This window comes from Parapedobacter tibetensis (genome assembly GCF_024704835.1).
Taxonomy (GTDB): Bacteria; Bacteroidota; Bacteroidia; order Sphingobacteriales; family Sphingobacteriaceae; genus Parapedobacter; species Parapedobacter tibetensis.
Genome location: NZ_JAMXBE010000016.1, coordinates 24,533 through 43,266 on the forward strand (window position 1 = coordinate 24,533; position 18,734 = coordinate 43,266).

General features: G+C 47.7%; 13 protein-coding genes. 9 read left to right on the plus strand and 4 right to left on the minus strand.

The window, feature by feature from the left end:
- The first annotated feature begins 596 nt into the window (after positions 1-596).
- Positions 597-1,817, plus strand: coding sequence for a glycoside hydrolase family 88 protein (locus NF543_RS20820; RefSeq protein ID WP_257670128.1), 1,221 nt, complete (start codon positions 597-599; stop codon positions 1,815-1,817).
- Here the strand turns inward: NF543_RS20820 and NF543_RS20825 are convergent.
- A complete protein-coding gene (locus NF543_RS20825) occupies positions 1,814-3,136 on the minus strand; it encodes a MutS-related protein (protein ID WP_257670129.1) in 1,323 nt (440 codons plus the stop codon). The genes NF543_RS20820 and NF543_RS20825 overlap by 4 nt on opposite strands.
- A gap of 105 nt (positions 3,137-3,241) precedes the next feature.
- On the opposite strand from NF543_RS20825, the gene NF543_RS20830 reads away from it, so the two are divergent.
- The 6 genes from NF543_RS20830 to NF543_RS20855 all read left to right on the plus strand — a co-directional run bounded on the left by NF543_RS20830 (position 3,242) and on the right by NF543_RS20855 (position 13,055).
- Positions 3,242-6,091 (plus strand): TonB-dependent receptor, encoded by a 2,850-nt coding sequence (locus NF543_RS20830; protein WP_257670130.1) that lies wholly within the window; start codon positions 3,242-3,244, stop codon positions 6,089-6,091.
- Positions 6,092-6,126: 35 nt separating this feature from the next.
- Positions 6,127-7,185 carry a phytase gene (locus tag NF543_RS20835; RefSeq protein ID WP_257670131.1) on the plus strand — a complete coding sequence of 353 codons (1,059 nt, stop codon included), beginning with the start codon at positions 6,127-6,129 and terminating at the stop codon, positions 7,183-7,185.
- A 105-nt stretch (positions 7,186-7,290) separates the two neighbouring features.
- A complete protein-coding gene (locus NF543_RS20840) occupies positions 7,291-8,187 on the plus strand; it encodes a GLPGLI family protein (RefSeq protein ID WP_257670132.1) in 897 nt (298 codons plus the stop codon).
- Between the two features lie 41 nt (positions 8,188-8,228).
- Positions 8,229-10,907: a carboxypeptidase-like regulatory domain-containing protein gene (locus tag NF543_RS20845; RefSeq protein WP_257670133.1), complete on the plus strand. Its 2,679-nt coding sequence runs from the start codon at positions 8,229-8,231 to the stop codon at positions 10,905-10,907.
- Between the two features lie 95 nt (positions 10,908-11,002).
- Positions 11,003-12,241, plus strand: coding sequence for a beta-ketoacyl-ACP synthase II (gene fabF, locus NF543_RS20850; protein WP_257670134.1), 1,239 nt, complete (start codon positions 11,003-11,005; stop codon positions 12,239-12,241).
- A gap of 25 nt (positions 12,242-12,266) precedes the next feature.
- Positions 12,267-13,055 carry a murein L,D-transpeptidase catalytic domain family protein gene (locus NF543_RS20855; RefSeq protein ID WP_257670135.1) on the plus strand — a complete coding sequence of 263 codons (789 nt, stop codon included), beginning with the start codon at positions 12,267-12,269 and terminating at the stop codon, positions 13,053-13,055.
- Positions 13,056-13,060: 5 nt separating this feature from the next.
- On the opposite strand, the gene NF543_RS20860 is transcribed toward NF543_RS20855, so the two are convergent.
- Positions 13,061-14,425, minus strand: coding sequence for a DNA recombination protein RmuC (locus NF543_RS20860; protein ID WP_257670136.1), 1,365 nt, complete (start codon positions 14,423-14,425; stop codon positions 13,061-13,063).
- Positions 14,426-14,455: 30 nt separating this feature from the next.
- Positions 14,456-15,637, minus strand: a complete 1,182-nt coding sequence (locus NF543_RS20865; protein ID WP_257670137.1) for a formimidoylglutamase — start codon at positions 15,635-15,637, stop codon at positions 14,456-14,458.
- Between the two features lie 191 nt (positions 15,638-15,828).
- Between NF543_RS20865 and NF543_RS20870 the strand changes: the two genes are divergently transcribed.
- Both NF543_RS20870 and NF543_RS20875 read left to right on the plus strand, forming a co-directional pair.
- Entirely contained in the window at positions 15,829-16,854 is a 1,026-nt protein-coding gene (locus NF543_RS20870; RefSeq protein WP_257670138.1) for an NAD-dependent epimerase/dehydratase family protein, read from the plus strand.
- A gap of 6 nt (positions 16,855-16,860) precedes the next feature.
- Entirely contained in the window at positions 16,861-18,153 is a 1,293-nt protein-coding gene (locus tag NF543_RS20875) for an HAD-IB family phosphatase (protein ID WP_257670139.1), read from the plus strand.
- Here the strand turns inward: NF543_RS20875 and NF543_RS20880 are convergent.
- Positions 18,137-18,724, minus strand: coding sequence for a 5-formyltetrahydrofolate cyclo-ligase (locus NF543_RS20880; protein ID WP_257670140.1), 588 nt, complete (start codon positions 18,722-18,724; stop codon positions 18,137-18,139). The two genes, NF543_RS20875 and NF543_RS20880, sit on opposite strands and share 17 nt — an antisense overlap.
- Positions 18,725-18,734 lie beyond the last annotated feature (10 nt).

An 18,734-nucleotide genomic window follows, 5' to 3' on the forward strand; every position in this document is an offset into this window, starting at 1 on the left:
ATGATTATTTTAATCATGTCGGTTTCATAGGAGATGGATGTATGAGTGTTTTNCTTAACTGCGAAGCATTCATGAACGCCTTTGAAAGCAGGCAAACTTGTGAATAATGATTATTTTAATCATGTCGGTTTCATAGGAGATGGATGTATGAGTGTTTTGAATAGCGATAAATGTAATTAGGAATAATAATAAACTAATTGTTCATTTTATTCACTTGAAATGGTGTTTGCTTGCAAAGCAAGAGAGAAACCCTGCACACCAATAGCCCACATCGTGGCATTCGCCCTGCGTATACATGGATGCCAAAATCAGTATATCGCTGAGTACTATACTACAACGTTTTCGTAATTTTATGTGTAAACGATTAACGTTTTCAATTGCGTTTCAGTATTATTGTTCATTCAAAATGTTGAGACTCGTTTAAACGCATGTTATTCACAAACGAGATACTTAATGGTTCGAAGCTAAAACTAATTATAAACCCACTTCATATGAGAAATTTTCCTAGGCATAGAAGCGTGCCGCCTCGACTTTGTTTGAAATGGTTACGTTCAAAATAACAAGAATAGTAAGACGAATGTAGACAACAGAATTTTATGAAGCAAAAGAAGAAAATGGTGAAAGTAAGGTGGAGTTTAATACTGCTCTTAATGACGGCGGCAACCGTAAACGCTCAACGGTCTAACAAGTTGGAATTAACCCAGGATTTTGTAGACAACAATCTGAATAATGCCATCGCGCAGTACCATACCCTGATGGAGCGTGTGCCCGCGGGGGTACTTCCCCGAACGTACCTAAAGGCCAATGATTCATTGGTGACTGCCAAAAGCAATTCTTGGATATCCGGATTTTATCCCGGTACGCTGCTGTATTTGTATGCATATAGCCAGCAACCGGACTTGCTGGAGGAAGCCAAGGAGCGATTAAAGTTGCTCGAAAAAGAGAAAAACAATAAAGGTACCCATGATTTGGGCTTCATGCTCTACTGTGGTTTCGGTAATGCCTTGCGCCTTACTGACAATGCGGATTACGAAGAGATCTTACTGACGGGAGCAGAATCGTTGGCTTCGCGGTACAATCCCACCGTCAAGTGCATCCGTTCATGGGATCACAATGGCGACAAATGGAAATTCCCGGTCATCATTGACAACATGATGAACCTGGAGTTCCTGAACTGGGCCTCGCGCGTATCAGGCAATCCAAAATATGCGGAGATTTCAAAAACACATGCCAATACAACACTGAAAAACCATTTCCGTGCGGATAATAGCTCTTATCATGTCATTGATTATGATTCGGAAACAGGGGCCGTACGCAATAAGCATACTCATCAAGGGGCTGATCATGAATCGGCCTGGGCTCGTGGACAGGCATGGGGCCTTTATGGTTATACCCTGATGTACCGCGACACCAAGGATAAAGCTTACCTTAACCAAGCGATAAAGATAGCCGACTTCATCCTTGGAAACCCCAACCTACCAGAGGATAAGGTGCCTTACTGGGACTACAGCGTTGCTCCGGGAGCGGACGTACCACGTGATGCTTCAGCGGCGGCTATCACCGCTTCTGCATTGCTGGAACTTTCTGGCATGGCGAAAGGGTCGAAAAGCACGCGTTACCTGCGTGCGGCGGAGCAGATGCTAACCAGTTTATCATCGCCATCATACAAAGCACCCATCGGTACCAACGGCGGATTTATACTGACGCATTCTACCGGTAATTTCCCGAGCAAAAGTGAAATCGACGTGCCTTTGTCATATGCAGATTATTATTATGTAGAAGCATTGATGAGATACAGACAATTGATGGCTAATTAATCCGACTTGCTTTCCGCTAATAACGCAAATACCCCTTCATTTTCCAGTATCCATAAACCAATGCGGTCATCGGTGACACCTTCACGCAGGCGGTAATCAAACACGGGCTTCCCTTCCTCCATACGGGTGGGGAGGTAGTTGAATGCTATTTTTTCGTTCGTAGCCAGCGCATGGGCAACCTCCACGATATGAGTGGAAATGATGAAGAATCCCCTATCAAGCTCCGAAAATGCTTGCACAATGCGGAGTGAACCATCATAAGCATCTTTTACATTGGTGCCGCGGAACAATTCATCGAAGATGACCAATAGGCGGTTGGATTGCTGGATTTGTTCGGCCACGAGCTTGACGCGCTTCACCTCATTGTAGAAATGGCTATATCCCTCATTGATATTGTCCGCAAGGTTGATGGTCGTGATCAGCCCATCCAGAATAGTTGTTTTCATCCGCATGGCCGGCACGGGAAAGCCCAAGTGGGCGAGATAAACGGCGATGCCTACCGCCTTCATCATGGTGGACTTACCCGACATATTGGCGCCAGTGATGAAGCTCACATGACGGCTGGCATCCAGTGAAAGGGTATTCGGCACGGGATCGTCCAGCAATGGATGGTAAACCCCTTCCAACTCAAGGATTTCGCCATCCTGGAATTCAGGAAAAATGAGTGCCATGGTTTTGGAAGCTCTGGTTACCGCGTAATAGGCATCCAGCACATAAATTTGGTTAAGTAGCATGAGCGCCTCTTCATGGTATTTCTTTCGCAATAGGAAATCCACCCGCTCAACAGCATAGCGCCTCACCCGTTTCTTAGGAGCACCCACATGCTTGGCAAGCAAGGGATCTTTGGTTAATTGCTGAAGCGATTCCCGGAGATTAGCCAATAATGGAGTATCATTGCCTGCGGGATAGGTTTCGCAGAGCTTTGTAATAAATGCCAACGTGTCGAATACTTCCGCTACGCCGCGGCGCTTGGTATAATAGGCTTGATTGGGCGAAAAAAAATGTTTTACAGCGTTACGAATACCCCTATAAATCGAAAATGACGTAGGCCGATCGGGTCGCTTCAGGTAGTAATCTACAAAATCCAGTGTGGTTTTGTCAAACGTGAGTTCCTCCATATTATCCATCAAGAATTTGATGGTGGAGGCCCGCTCCTGGAGCTGGCGGCGGTCTGTGAGCGGTTTATGGAATAAGTCGCGCAAGGCATCCTCCCCGCCATAGGTGATGGTTTGGTTGAAACACGCGAATACACTGCCCGTCCCTTCATCAAGAAGTTGTAAATCAACCATGGTTTGTCTATCCACATAAAAGTCGCCCATATCACAAAGGTAATGGTTTAGGGTAATTAAATCCGGGGTAATAATTCATCCCAACTTAATGTTGAGCTAACACAAGTGTAATAGTATTGCAAAAAAAACTTAATCATGCGATATATTTTTACATGGTGTTTATTCTTGTTGGCCTCTGTGGGAGGTTTTGCCCAGCAAAATGGGCTCATTTCCGGAAAAGTTGTTGACGGCGCAACCCGCTTGTCATTGCCGGGGGCAACCATTAAGCTCAATGTGGGCAACCGCTATACTATTTCGACCCAGTCGGGAAATTTCGAGTTTTTAAATGTACCGTCCGGTACTTATGAAGTAAGCATCAACTATTTGGGCTACCAACCGGCTACCGCAATCGTTACGGTAACTGGCCGGCAAAATGTGGTGGTTGATTTTGAGTTGGATGCAGGTGGTACTCAATTGGATGAGGTAATGGTGATGGGCGATAGGTTGCGCGGACAAGCAAGCGCCCTCAACCAACAGAAAAACAACGCCAACATCACAAACGTCATCAGTTCTGACCAGGTAGGCCGTTTCCCTGATGCCAACATCGGCGATGCGTTGAAACGGGTACCCGGTATTACCATGCAGAATGATCAGGGCGAAGCGCGTAACATTATCATCCGCGGCTTGGCGCCTTCGCTGAACTCCGTGATGTTGAATGGCGACCGCATCCCTTCTGCCGAGGGCGATAACCGGAACGTACAGATGGACCTCATTCCTTCTGACATGATCCAGACCATCGTAGTCAATAAAACACTTACACCTGATATGGATGCCGATGCTATCGGGGGGTCGGTAAACCTGATAACCCGTGCTGCGCCCAATGGACAGCGGATATCTGCCACATTGGCCGGAGGGTATAATCCCATCCGCGAAAAAGCGGCCTATACTGGGGCCTTTATTTACGGAAATCGCTTTGCCCAAGGCAAAATCGGCATGGTGCTGAGTGGGTCATACAACAACAATGACTATGGTTCGGATAACGTCGAGGCCGCATGGAAAGAAGACGATTTCGGCAATGTCTATGTGGAGGAGCAGGATATCCGGAAATACGATGTACGTCGGACAAGACGCAGCCTTTCCGCAGCCTTCGACTTCAACCTTAGCCCCAGCCACTCGCTGTATTTGAATGGGATGTACAATTGGCGCGACGACTGGGAAAACCGCTTCCGTTGGAATGCGAAGGACATTGAACCCCTTTATGATGCGAATGACAACATCATCGGATACCAAGGGGCGATGTCTTTGCAAACCAAGGGAGGGATAAACAACAACCGAGTAAAACAACGCAGGTTGGAAGAACAGAAAGTACAAAATTACGCCATAGGCGGCAACCACTTGTTTGGCAGTGCACTGGATGTAGATTGGTCGGCCAACTTTTCAAGGGCCAGCGAATACCGGCCGAACGAACGCTATATCGAATACGAGATACCGTATGATTCGGATGAACCCGATGAACCGGGTGTCGCTTTCAATAAGGATTTTGGGGCTTCGCGACAACCGCTTCTTACGTTTATAAACGATCCCAGCCTATCAGATTATGATCTTGACAAGGTAACTGAACAGTACGGAAGAACGACGGAAGAAGAATTTGGCGCGAAGCTCAATTTCCGTATTCCGCTCAGTGTGGTGCCCGATCAAAAGGGGCGTCTGCGTTTCGGTGGCCGGCTGCGCTTGAAAAGCAAAGACCGAAACAATATTTTCCATGAATATAGTCCGATAGGGGATATTGATTTTGATTTCGACCAGATACCGTTGAATAACCTTGCGGGTATGAACTGGGTTCCTGACAATAAGTATGCTATTGGCATACTGCCTTCCAAGGATTTTCTAGGCAATCTGCCGCTTACCGATGCCAGCCAATTTGAGTCAGAGGCCGACCCATCCGAATACCTCGCGGCCAATTACCATGCAAAGGAGACCATTTTAGCCGGATATCTCCGTTGGGATCAAGATTTGAGCAGGAAATTTTCCATGATTGCCGGTGCACGTGTCGAGCGGACGGGCATTACCTACACGGGTAACATCATCCAAGACGAAGAGGCACTGGAAGGGGTGCGGGAGGTTAAGAATGATTACGTGAATATCCTGCCCAATTTGAGCGTTAAATACAACGCTGCCTCCAATTTCGTACTGCGTGCGGCGTTTACCACAGGGATTGCCAGACCAGATTACTATGCACTCGCTCCGTACATCGACTCCCGCCCTTCAGACGAAGAGCTGTTTGCAGGCAACCCCGAATTATCGGCCTCTTATGCCTGGAACTTTGACTTGATGGGTGAATATTATTTTCAGTCCATCGGGTTGATCTCTGGTGGCGCCTTCTATAAAAGTATAAATAACTTCATCTATATCAAACGTGATGAACAATACACCACTGACAAATTCTCCCGTGATTTTGGCGGATTGAGCAATCCCATCTCCACCGGTGAAAACTGGACGTTCGTGCAGGCCCAGAATGGCGACAATGTGCAGGTTTACGGCCTTGAGGTGAGCGTACAGCGGCAATTGGATTTCTTTGATAGTAAATTTCTCAAAGGTTTTGGGGTATACCTCAATTATACCTTCACCGATTCGGAAGCCAAAGGCATTACCAACGAAGATGGAGAGGAACGCGATGGGCTGAGCCTACCCGGCTCGGCGCCTCATATGTTTAATGCCTCCTTATCATGGGAAGATCAACGGTTCAGCGCAAGGCTATCGCTCAACCATGCCGCGGCATATCTGGACGAGTTGGGCGGCGATGCTTTTGAAGACCGGTATTACGACAAGCAGACCTTTTTGGATGCCAATGCTTCCTACCGCATAACCAAAGCGCTACGTGTGTTTGCCGAGGCCAACAACCTGACCAACCAGCCACTCCGCTACTATCAGGGCATCGCATCCCGTACCATGCAGATGGAGTATTACCGGCCACGCTATAACTTAGGCCTGAAACTGGATTTATAATTTTTTTAACCAATAATAACCGATAGATTTGACCAATGAATAGGTATCTTAAACTAATGACAGGCATTGGCTGTATGGCCTTAGCCCTATATGGATGCGAAGGCGGACTCGCTCCCGTGCGGGAAGATGCCATCAAGCCGGCAGTGGTAACCCAGCCAACGCCACACGACACAGACGACCCGGCCATCTGGATAAATCCATTGGATCCGTCCAAAAGTCTCATCATCGGTACGGACAAAGATTCAGATGGTGGATTATATGCCTATGACCTCAACGGCAATATTGTAAACCAAGTGGCCGATTTGAAACGGCCTAATAATGTGGATATAGCCTATGGATTGCGATATGGCGATACATTGGTGGACATCGCCGTAGTTACCGAGCGGAAGGCCAATCAAATCCGTATTTTCAGGTTGCCAGATTTGGCTCCCATCGATGGAGGGGGCATTCCGGTATTCGATGGTGAGCAAGAACGCGACCCCATGGGTATAGCACTGTATACCCGTAAAGCCGATTCGACTATATTTGCTATCGTTGGAAGGAAGTCGGGGCCGAAGGACGGATACTTGTGGCAGTATCGCCTGGACGCATCAGACGGACACCTGAAAGCCGAAGTGGTACGGAAGTTCGGTACATTTAGCGGCCAAAAAGAAATTGAAGCCATTGCGGTGGACAACGAGCTGGGATACGTGTATTTCTCAGATGAGGGGGTGGGCGTAAAGAAATATCATGCCAATCCCGATGCGGGAAATGGTGAATTGGCTTTGTTTGCCACCAGCGACATGAAGGACGACCATGAGGGTATCGCTATTTATAAGCTGAGCGATAGCACCGGCTATATCCTAGTATCCAACCAACAGGCCAACACTTTTGTAGTATATGCCCGGGAAGGTGCCGGCGATAACCCTCACCAGCACGAACTTATTGCCGAAATACCCGTATCAGTCGTGGAGTGTGATGGTGCTGATGTGACCGCCGTAAATTTGGGCAGCCAATTTCCCAAAGGTGTATTAGTGGCTATGAGTAATGGCATGACATTTCATTATTACGATTGGCAGGAGTTACAACAATGGATTGATACGAATAAGTTGTAATCACTGGCTGCCTATTTGATAAACTTGTTACGGATTTTTCGTAAATAAATTCGGTTGTTTCGGATAATTACTATAATTTCGTAGAATTATTGAAAAATCGAATTTATGGAAAGGAAAAAGGTAATTAGCTTGTTATTGATTGGTGTTTCAATGGCATGCGCGGTGGTGGCCCAGGAAAGTGAACCAGCGCTCGCCCGTGTGATTTATGAATTCACACATATCAATGACACGCTCCAACCAGACAAACCTCATAACGAGGAAATGGTGCTATACATCGGGCAGCATGCCTCGCTGTATGGCACCTACTCCAGTGAGCGGGTGAACCAGCAAATTAAGAAACAAATGGAGGATCCGGCATTTGACGGCAACCTCACCATCACGGGTAGTGGGCGCTCTACACAGGAATCTTATTACACACGACCCGCCGAACAACTGTTTAAACAACTTTACAGCCTTGCCGGGGAACAGTACCTTATAGATGAAGACTACCCCTCCATTGATTGGCGGATAACCGAAGAAACCAAAGTGGTCGGTGGATATACTGCCCAAAAGGCAACGAGTCACTTCAAAGGACGAGATTATGTGGCTTGGTTTACCACCGAATTACCATTCCAAGATGGCCCATGGAAGCTAAAAGGATTGCCTGGACTTATCCTCGAAGCCACAGACAGTCGGAACGAGGTGGTTTTCCAATATGCAGGTTTTGAAACCCTGGAAGAAGGGGAGGCTACCATCGCTTTGCCTGAAAATGCGATCGCCACTAATAAAAAGGCCCTCAACAAGTTGGTAGAAGCCTACAAGAAGAATCCACAGGCGGCGATGAGCGCTCGCTCACAAGCAGGCGCCCGAAGTGCCGGAGGGGGAAACGCGGTTAGCTTCGGAACAGGTGGCGTAAGCGACGGACCCGCCATGGATCCTTCCCGTATCAAAAGCATCAACGTGAAAAAGGATTCCTCCCAGACCTCGTCGGTGACGAATAATCCGTTGGAGCTGAAAAATTGAGTGTTGGCTGGCAACGCCTTCAAATAACAACGTGTATAAAAATGCTTAAGGAGGCGCTTTTATTAGTCTTCATGTTGTTGGCAACAACTGCTTTTGCCCAACCCTACCAAATCCATGGTGCCCTCAAAACCCAGGACGGTAATCCCGTACCTCATGCCAGTGTGACCATTCGTAACACGCAGGACCGAATCGTGGCCTTCAAATCCAGTGATGCCTCCGGCAATTTTGCCATCGCCCTGCCCGCTCCGGTTAAGCCGAATAGCCTGCGCTTGCAGATCAACCACCTCGGCTATGCAAAAATAGACCTCCCACTCTCAATCGACAGGAACCGATATGAGATTACTATGGAAGAGAAGGCGATTGATCTTTCAGAGGTGGAAGTAAAAAGCCGGCCGCGCATCGATTCGCGCGGAGATACGCTCAGCTACGATGTAGCGTCCTTTGCCAAGGCCGAAGACCGCAGCATCGGCGATGTGCTTAAGCGCATGCCGGGGATGGAAGTAAGTGAAAGTGGGCAAATCAAGTACAATGGCCGAAATATCTCCAACTTCTACATTGATGGCGACGACCTATTGGACGACAAATATAGTGTCGGCACTAAAACCATCCCCTACGCCATGGTACAGAAACTGGAGGTTCTCCAGAACCACCAGCCTTTGAAGGTGCTCAAGAACAAAACACTCAGCGATAAAGTGGCACTCAACCTCATCATCAAGGACGAGGCCAAGCTGAAGCTTACCGGACAGGCGAAGCTGGGGGCAGGATTGCCGCAGCAGTATGACGGCGAACTCAACAGCATCCTCTTCAACAAGAAATACAAGATGCTCAATGTGGCCAAGGGCAACAATGTGGGCGATGACTTGGCGGCTGACTTTACGGCCTTCAATTTCTCCGACATGCTCGCTGGCGCAGGCAACTCCCGGCCGCAGTTGTTGCTCTCATCAGGAACCGCGGGCAATCCTGCCCTGCCCAAGCAGCGGTATTACTTCAACAACTCAGGCTCGCTCAATGCCAATAACCTAGTGAATCTGAAAAGTGGCCTGCAACTCAAATCAAACATCAACGGGCTGCTTGACCGCAATAACATGGCGTATAACAGCCTGAGCGAGCTTTATCTCAGCAGCGATACCATACGCTATTCGGAGCGACAGGATATCGATAAAAGTCCGTTCCTTACCGATGTAAGCCTATCGGCCATGGCCAATAAAGATGACTACTATTTCAGCAACGTGCTGAAAATGAAATACTCAGGCGAAACAGGAGCATCTTCTCTGCTCAGTAACGACATGGATATGGATCAACGGTTGCGCCACCGCGTCCGCGACTTTTCCAACACTCTGGCATATACCCCTGCATTGAAAAACGGGAATGTCATTAACATCCAATGGTACCTCAATCATTATAACCAGCCGCAGACGCTTGCGATCGCCCCGGGTATCAACCGAGATGTGCTCAACGATGGGGAACCTTTCGCTGGTATCCGCCAATTTGCGGAAACCCCCACGTGGTTCAATCGTGCGTCCTTGGCTTACCGGCTCACCAAGGGTATCGTCAAGCAGCGCTACCGGGTGGGGGTGCTCAATGAATGGCAACGGCTCCGATCATCTCTACGCCTCATGCAGAACGACGGCAGCGAGACACCATATGTCGGCAGCGACGACAACAACTTGCACTGGAACCGCCAACAGCTATTTGCCGAGGGCACTTATGAATATAAAAAGGGGCCGTGGGAATCGTCACTCATGCTGCCGCTTACCGCACAACGCGTAGCCTATGAAGATGCCACCTTTGCCCTCAGTGAACGAGAAATACGGGTGCTCTTCAATCCTTCGTTCAGGGTGAAGCTGATGACCAATGTAGAGGATTACTTCTCGGTCAGTTATAATTTTTCAAACCAGATGGGCAACATCAACGGCGTATTCCGTGGGGCCCTGCTGGCTAATTACCGACGTATCCGAGCGAATAATGCTGCTCTGCAGGAGCAAAGTGGCCATAATATAGGCCTGCGGTACAATTTTCAGCGTGCCATCAGCATGCTGTTTATGAATGCAGGCATCACGTATAGCAAGTCCACAGCAAACACTATTGCCTCCAGCGTGATCACTGACAATATAGCGCGTACGGTATTGCTACCCTTTGATAACGATGTGAGCAGCCTAAGCGCTAATGGAGGCATTAGCAAATACATCTTCGCTCTCGGTGCTACGGCCAGCCTCAAGGCCTCATGGAGCACCACGAAGTTCAATCAATTGCTTAATGGTGAGTCGCTGCCTTTCGACAATATTTCCTTCACGCTCAATCCCGGTTTCGAAGCCCGGCTTTTCGGCCGCATCAGCATCAATTACAGTGGCACCGGTACCTGGACCACCAGTAGACTAGTAGATCAGGAAGCAACTGCGACAATCCATGACCAACAGTTACGTATGGTTGATCAATCGGTAGGGATTACTTGCTCCCCGTTTACACATACATTTATCCGTGTAAATGGGCGGCACCAGTATACGGGCCAACAGCAAACAGCAGACATCAGTTATTTCTTCGCCGATGCCAACATCCGGCATAGGCTCATCAAGTGGCGTACCGATATAGAGTTTGAGCTCACCAACTTGGCCAATGTCACCTCCTATGAAACTTATCACCTCTCGGCCAACCAGTTTGCCTATAGTCATTACAATCTACGTGGAAGGATGGCAGTGTTGAAATGCACATTCAGCCTGTGAGGATTAATCTTCTCGATGGATGAAGTTAGCCTCAAAAACATTTTATACCGACGGGTATATTTTGTTACCTTCGCTTGCAAACAATGAAGCAGATTATGACAAGAGTAGTCATCACCGGATTGGGAGCCGTTACACCCATAGGAAACGACGTGAAAACATGTTGGACAAATGCAATTCATGGTGTAAGTGGAGCCAGAACAATCACCCGATTTAATGCGGAAAAATTCAGGACCAGAATAGCCTGTGAGGTGACGGATTTTTCGCCCGAAAAGTACCTTGATACAAAAGAAATCAAACGTAGTGACCTGTTTACCCAGTACGCCCTATATGCTGCTTCCGAGGCAATGGAAAATTCCGGATTGGATGTGTCAAAAATGGATCCATTTGATATCGGGGTAATCTGGGGGGTGGGACAAGGCGGAATGGACACGTTTGAACAGGAGGTGATCAGTTATGTTGAGGGGAAATATACACCCCGGTTCAACCCTTTTTTCGTACCTAAACTGATTGTCAATATGGCGTCAGGGATGATTTCCATGAAGTTTGGGCTGCAGGGAATCAATTATACCACCGTTTCAGCATGTGCTACGTCCAATACGGCCATCATGGACGCCTTTAACTACATCAGGATGGGCAAAGCAAAAGTGTTCGTAACTGGCGGTTCCGAAGCGCCCATCACCCCGGCGTCTGTAGGAGGTTTTTCGGCCATGAAAGCAATGTCGATACGGAATGATGATCCGCTGCATGCCAGTAGACCATATGATAAAGACCGTGATGGGTTTGTGATGGGAGAAGGTTCAGGCGCTTTAATTTTGGAAGAATATGAGCATGCGAAAAGGCGTGGAGCCCATATTTATGCAGAAATTGTGGGTGCGGCAATGACGGCCGATGCGTATCACATGACCGCCCCGCATCCCGAAGGAATTGGGGCCTCAAAGGCGATGGAACTAGCCCTGAACGAAGCAAGCATCTACCCGGCTGAAGTGGATTACCTGAACCCACATGCTACATCAACTCCCATTGGCGATATCAGCGAATTATATGCTGTAACCAGAACATTTCAGCAAACGGAAAATCTCAGCATCAGTGCTACAAAGTCCATGACCGGGCATTTGTTGGGTGCAGCTGGAGCCGTAGAGGCTATTTTTGCTATAAAATCCATCAATGACAGCATCATTCCGCCCACCATCAATATGGAGCATTTAGATGAGGCTATCCCCGAAAGCATCCATATTGTGGCAAATGAAGCGTTGGAGCGCAAAGTAGATGTGGCCATGAGCAATTCATTTGGCTTTGGCGGACATAATGCGAGTGTTGTATTCAAGAGAATATGATGGTTGTATAGGCTAAGTTTACGCGGTGAAGGTAAATGTAATATCCACGGTTGTTATAGTCGCTTTGGCCGCAGGCCTTACCAATGGTTCCTGCTACCATGATGGGGGAAACATCCAGGCGGCGCCTGATAAAGATACATTAACCACATTGAGTATAGATACTACCCGTTCAGGCGCTTACCGGAAGATGGTGATGCACCATTACCGCGTGGCTGGGCTTGCCAATAGCGGGTTGGACAGTGCAGTGTTTTACACAGCTTATACCGGATACCTCAACCTAAAAGCCAAGGGAAGAACTACCTCTCCGATATTGACCATTGTTGATTTTAATTTGCCCAGCACCACGAATCGGATGTGGATCATTGACGCGGATAAGGATAGTCTTTTGCTGAGCACCTGGTCTGCCCATGGCAAGGGTAGTGGCACGGAGATGGCCGCGATATTTTCCAACATACCGGGTTCGTTGCAGACTAGCTTGGGCTTTTACCTTACTGCCGAGGAATACATCGGCAAAAACGGTCGCTCGCTCAAACTTGATGGCCTTGATGTGGGTTATAATACCAATGCGCGCAAACGCTATGTGGTCATGCATGGAGCCGATTATGTGAGCCAGGATACCATTGATGCGTATGGCCACTTGGGCAATAGCGAAGGATGCCCCGCGGTTTCACATGATGTAAACCATCAGGTGATTGACTGGGTCAAAGGAAGATCGGTATTGTTTATTATTGGGCCCTCGAAAGATTACCATTCGGTATGGTTGGATGAAGAGGTGGCAATGAACCAACTACTTGAGCCACGGAATAGTGATTAAGAGTGTTATTCGGTATCATCCAACAGATTACCATCAATCTGCTTACTTGCTCGCGCACCCAATTGCTTCAGCTTCTCCACTTTCTTGATGACATTGCCGGGGCCTGTCCCCAGCTTCTTGGTGGCTTCTTCATGCGAGCGTACTGCCTTATTCAACTGTTCGCCCACTTTGCCCATGTCTTGTAGAAAACCCACGAATTTGTCATAGAGCGCCCCTGCCTCCTTCGCGATTTCAAGCACATTGCGCGTTTGCCGTTCTTGTTTCCACATGCTGGCAATGGTGCGTAAGGTAGCCAGTAGGGTAGATGGGCTTACAATCACCACCTTGCGGTCCCAAGCATCGCTGAAAAGGTCGGCTTTATAGGTGATAGACATGCTGAAGGCCGACTCAATGGGCATGAACAGCAAGACGAAGTCGGGCGAATTGATTTGGTACAGGTCTTGGTAGTTTTTGGCCGATAGACCTTTTACATGGTTTTCCATGGATTGAACGTGTTGTTTGGCAAAGGCTTCGCGGTCTTCGTCGGTGTCCGCATTCACCCAACGTTCATAGGCCAGAAGCGACACCTTGGAATCGACAACCAAATGTTTTTCATCCGGCAGGTCAATGATGGCATCGGGTTGTAAGCGGCGACCATCTTCATCCGCCATGGAGGCCTGAAGCCGGTATTCTCGGTCTTTGACCAGTCCGGAACGCTCCAACACCCGTTCGAGGATGACCTCTCCCCAATTGCCCTGCTTTTTGCTATCGCCCTTGAGCGCACGGGTAAGGTTATTAGCCTCGTCTTTGATACGGAGGCTTTGCTCCATCAGTTCCTTCACCATACCCTTAAGCGAATTTCGTTCGTCAGATTCGGCTTTATAGGTCTTGTCGACTTTTTCTTCAAACAGCTTGATTTTTTCCTTAAGTGGATTCAATATGAGATCGAGGGATTTGCTATTGGTCTCCGTGAATTTCAAGGTTTTCTCTTCTAAGATTTTATTGGCAATAACCTGGAATTCGATGTTAAACTGTTGCTTGATGGTTTCTATTTCCGCTTTTTGTTCCTGAAGTTTTTCCTGCTGTGATGTATAGTAGGCTTTTGCACTTTCCAGCGATTTCTCGGCCTGTGCTAGCCGTTCGCGTTCCTGTTGCAGTTCGCGGATGAGGCGTTGCTGCTCATCGCGGAGCATGGTGGTGATGCTTTCCTTTTCGGTAACGAGATTTTCGGTCTGTTGCTCCGCACGGGCCAATTGGAGGGCTAGGGATTCTTTTTCAGTTCGTAACCTATCAAGCTCCTGTGTGTTTGCAGTAGACCGAGGTCGCTTGGCAAACAGAATAACCGCAACAATAAGGATGATAAGGGCAATAATAACAGGATATAGTTCCATGGTAAGGCAAAGATAGGAAAATGAGCGGTGTCAAATCAATTTTTGATACGTCTTCCACCAAAGATCAGGCATTTCCCCCGCTACTGCAGTTTGGTAATCCTCATACCTGCAAGGAATGAGGTGGTGGCGTTCGTTTGCCGATTTAGCCCCCGAATAGGGCACCTGCATCCACCAGCGATCTGACTTCTTGCTCTTCAAAAAGACCAATTCGTATGCATCGTCATGCAAGGTGGCCCGGTAAATGATATAGGCGGATTTAGGAATGGGGGGAGTATCGTTTTTACGGCTATAGAAGCCATCGATGAAACACCAAATCATCTGCGATAAGAGGCTAGCTGTCTGTTCGCGACTGTCAAGTAAGGGATTATATTCATAGAAACCTATCGAAGAGAGGTTGTCACTCATGCCTGCATACCGACAGATTTGACAAGCCTCGTCGCCAAATAGCCCATTGGGTGTAGCATGGGCATTCCCCGGTGCATCCGAAAACCGGATGGCACCCACATCAAAGCTAACCATGTCTGCTGCCCGGATGATGGGTTCTATTTGGTCTACCTTATCCGCGATAAACCCAAGACGCGTGGTGTTAAAATATAGTTTGTCATACATCGCAATGGATTCCTTGCTCGCAAAATAAGTTTGGTAAGCTAGGTTATTCAAATTGAACAGGTAATCGGGCTCATGCAGGATAATGTGATTGAGATACGTCAGTGAATGGAGGGGGGCATTTTCCGTATTTTCTTGGTCGATATCAAACCGCGAATCCACAATGGCTACTTCAACCTTTTTCTCCAGCTTTTCATAAGCGAGATATTGGGCATAGGTGATGTCTTGTCCGCCGCCGATAATGATAGGGATGATGCCCGATTTAATAAGTTCTTCGGCCGCGGTTTTTACAGCGGCGTAGGTGTCCGTTACCGTTTCACCTGCCTTGATGTTCCCCAAGTCCGCCAACTGCAGCTTGTATTCGCCTTGATAGAGCGTATAGAGATGCTTGCGTACAGCGTCTGCTGCCGCGGCACAACCTAGGTTGCCGATAGCCATACGGTCGTCCTGTACTCCTAGTAGCGCCATGTCTGGTCGCTTATCCTCCATGTCGGGGAAATTTTTATCGTATACCTCGATAGATGCTCCGATTTGCGAGTTGAAAAATCCGGTATCTGGAGTAATATCCTGGAGGGAAATGGGGGAAAAGAAAACGGATAGGGACATGGTCGTTATATGTTGCTTGGCAAAAATATTTGACAAACTTACATAAAATGCTTGCATGGGCAAAGGGGATAGCTATTTTATAGGGCGCTATCTACCATTGAAAGCAAATTTTTGGATGAAACCTGCAGGAGCTGCCGCTTGATCTCATTGATGCTATAAAGAATATAAAGTAAAAATCAATATTTATGCAGATGAAATCTCCATTTATTACCTTACTTTTGGAAGCATTATATCAACTATATATAGTGGTTTTAGTAACAGGCGGAACAGGTTTTCTTGGCGCTGTACTCATCAGGCGACTCATTGATTCAGGGATTGATGTCCGGGCGACAAAACGGATTTCATCTACTGTGCCCGCTAGTTTGAGCGGCTTGGCACGCCTGCAGTGGGTGAATGCCGATATCAATGATTTTTTTGCATTGGAAGATGCTTTCCAAGGAGTAACCAAGGTGTACCACTGCGCGGCCATGATTTCATACCAGAAGGCAGACCGCAAGCGGATGACGAAGGTGAATGTGGATGGGACGGCCAACGTGGTGACATTAGCAACGGAGCGGCAAGTACGGTTGCTACATGTTAGTTCTATCGCCGCGGTCGGACGAGGTAAGGACGGTCGGGAAACCACGGAAGACGATTTATGGGAATTTAGCAAAGACCAGTCGGGCTATGCAATTGTAAAATATGAGGCCGAAATGGAAGTATGGCGGGGCATCGCCGAAGGGTTGGACGCCGTGATCGTAAACCCGGCACTTATCATTGGCCCCACGGCGGGTACGGAGGGCAGTGGATCCGTCTTTTCCTTGCTGCATAGGGGGCTTAAGTTTTATACAGGTGGCTCTGTGGGCCTTATTGATGTGGAAGATGTAGCTAAGGCTATGGTTGCACTTATGGCAGATACATCCATCAGTGGAGCGCGTTATTTGCTCAGCAATGTAAACATGACACACAAGGAGTTATTGGAAAAATGTAGCGTCTACCTCAATCGTCCGGCTCCCCATATACAGGCGACACCCTTTATGCTAGGTGTTGCATGGCGCGCGGCCAAGCTCATGGCAGCATTTACGGGCAAAACACCATTACTCACCAAGGAATCTGCAAAGGCATCAAACCGCAAGATGCGCTTTTCAAATAAAAAGATAGTGGATGCTATAGGCATCACATTCAAACCGATAGACAACACGTTGCGTGAAATATGTGCGGCATTAATAAACAGCTAAGAAATCTTGAACAACTATTACATCATCGATTTTGACAGTACCTTCACTCAGGTGGAGGCGTTGGATGAATTGGCCCGTATTTCCTTGGCCAACCATCCAGCCAGGGAGTTGATATATGAGGAAATCGAACGGCTCACCAACCTATCAATGAATGGCCAATTGTCCTTTAGGGAGAGTCTCGCCGGAAGGGTAAAGTTATTGGAAGCCAATCGGGAGCACCTCAGGAAGTTGGTGACTGTGCTCAAGAAGAAGGTATCACCTTCATTTCTACGCAACCGGGAGTTTTTCCGGAAGCATAGCGACAGTGTAATGATCGTATCCGGCGGGTTCAAAGAATTCATCGTGCCCGTAGTAAGCCCATACCACATCAAACCGGAAAATATCTATGCCAATACGTTCATATTTGATGAGCAAGACAACATTATTGGATATGATGAAAGTAATCCCTTATCGGAAGAAGGGGGCAAGGTGAAATTGCTTAAGCAACTGCAATTGCCAGGCATGATCTACGGCATTGGTGATGGCTATTCGGATTTCCAACTAAAGGAATCGGGTTTGATTGAGCGCTTTTTTGCGTTCACCGAAAACATTGAGCGCAAAAGCGTATCGGAGAAGGCCGATCACATAACTCCAAGTTTCGATGAGTTTCTGTATGTGAATGACTTACCACGTGCCATATCCTACCCCAAAAACCGCATCCTTTGCCTCATTGTGGGCGATGTGCCTGAAATCGCGCCCCACATCCTCAAGCGTGACGGTTTTTCCATCCGGGTGAAGCAGACGTTTGAAGAGAAATATGTAAAGGATGTGGGCATGATGCTATTGGGCAAAGACGTCAAGCTCGATGACGGTCAGCTGGCCAGAGCGGATAAGCTCAAGACCATCGGTTACTTGGGCGACAGTAAGTACGGGGTGAACCGCGACATCTGCAATGATAAGGGAATCGTACTTTTTGACGATAAAAAGGATAAGAAGCGCAACTGTGAGTTCATCCCGCGCCGCATGGCTGATTTCATCAACAATGGCGACACGTATATGAGCCGCAATTTCCCGAACCTGATATTGCCCAAAGTAGAGCGGGCACATCGTCTGCTTCATATCCATCGAAATGTACCAGGCATCATGGCGCAAATCAATAAGGTCTTTGCCGAAAACGAGATTAATATTGTGGCACAATTCCTAATGACCAAAGGTAATATCGGCTATGCCGTAACCGATGTGAATATCGAATACGATAATCGATTGCTCAAGCAGTTGAGGCAAATCGAGAATACCGTGAAGTTTAGGGTGTTGTATTGAAATACCAAATCCGGTATGGCGTTACACAGGCATCAAGTGCAATATCATATTGATTGGTATCACTAATGATGTCTATAGCATCGAACAAGGATAATCCAATTTTAATTGTATCGGCTCGGCACTCGGCCAAAAAACGATCATAAAAACCCCCGCCGTATCCTACACGGTTGCCCAGCTTGTCAAAGGCAAGCAAGGGAACAAAGATAGCGTCTATTTCGTTTGTGGATACAGGTATCCCGTTTTCAGGCTCCGGAATACCCCAATGATTTTCCTTTAAAACCGTATCAGCATCCCATATGAAATGGTGCATGCCGCTGGTCTCGTCATTGCTTTTTGCTATGGCTATGCGTATCCTTGGGTTCGTTTTCCTTAGCCAGCCGGCAATTGCATGGGTGTCCGGTTCATGATTGCCTGTTATGGGAAGAAAGAGATGGATGGTTAAGTAGGGCTTAAGGCTCAATTGTTTGACCTGCTGCATCAGTTGCTGATTCAACGAATGAAATTGCTCAATAGCGAGGTTCATCCGTTTTTCACGGTATATCTTGCGCAGTTCGTATTTGGTATGTTGCATAGGGAGTACT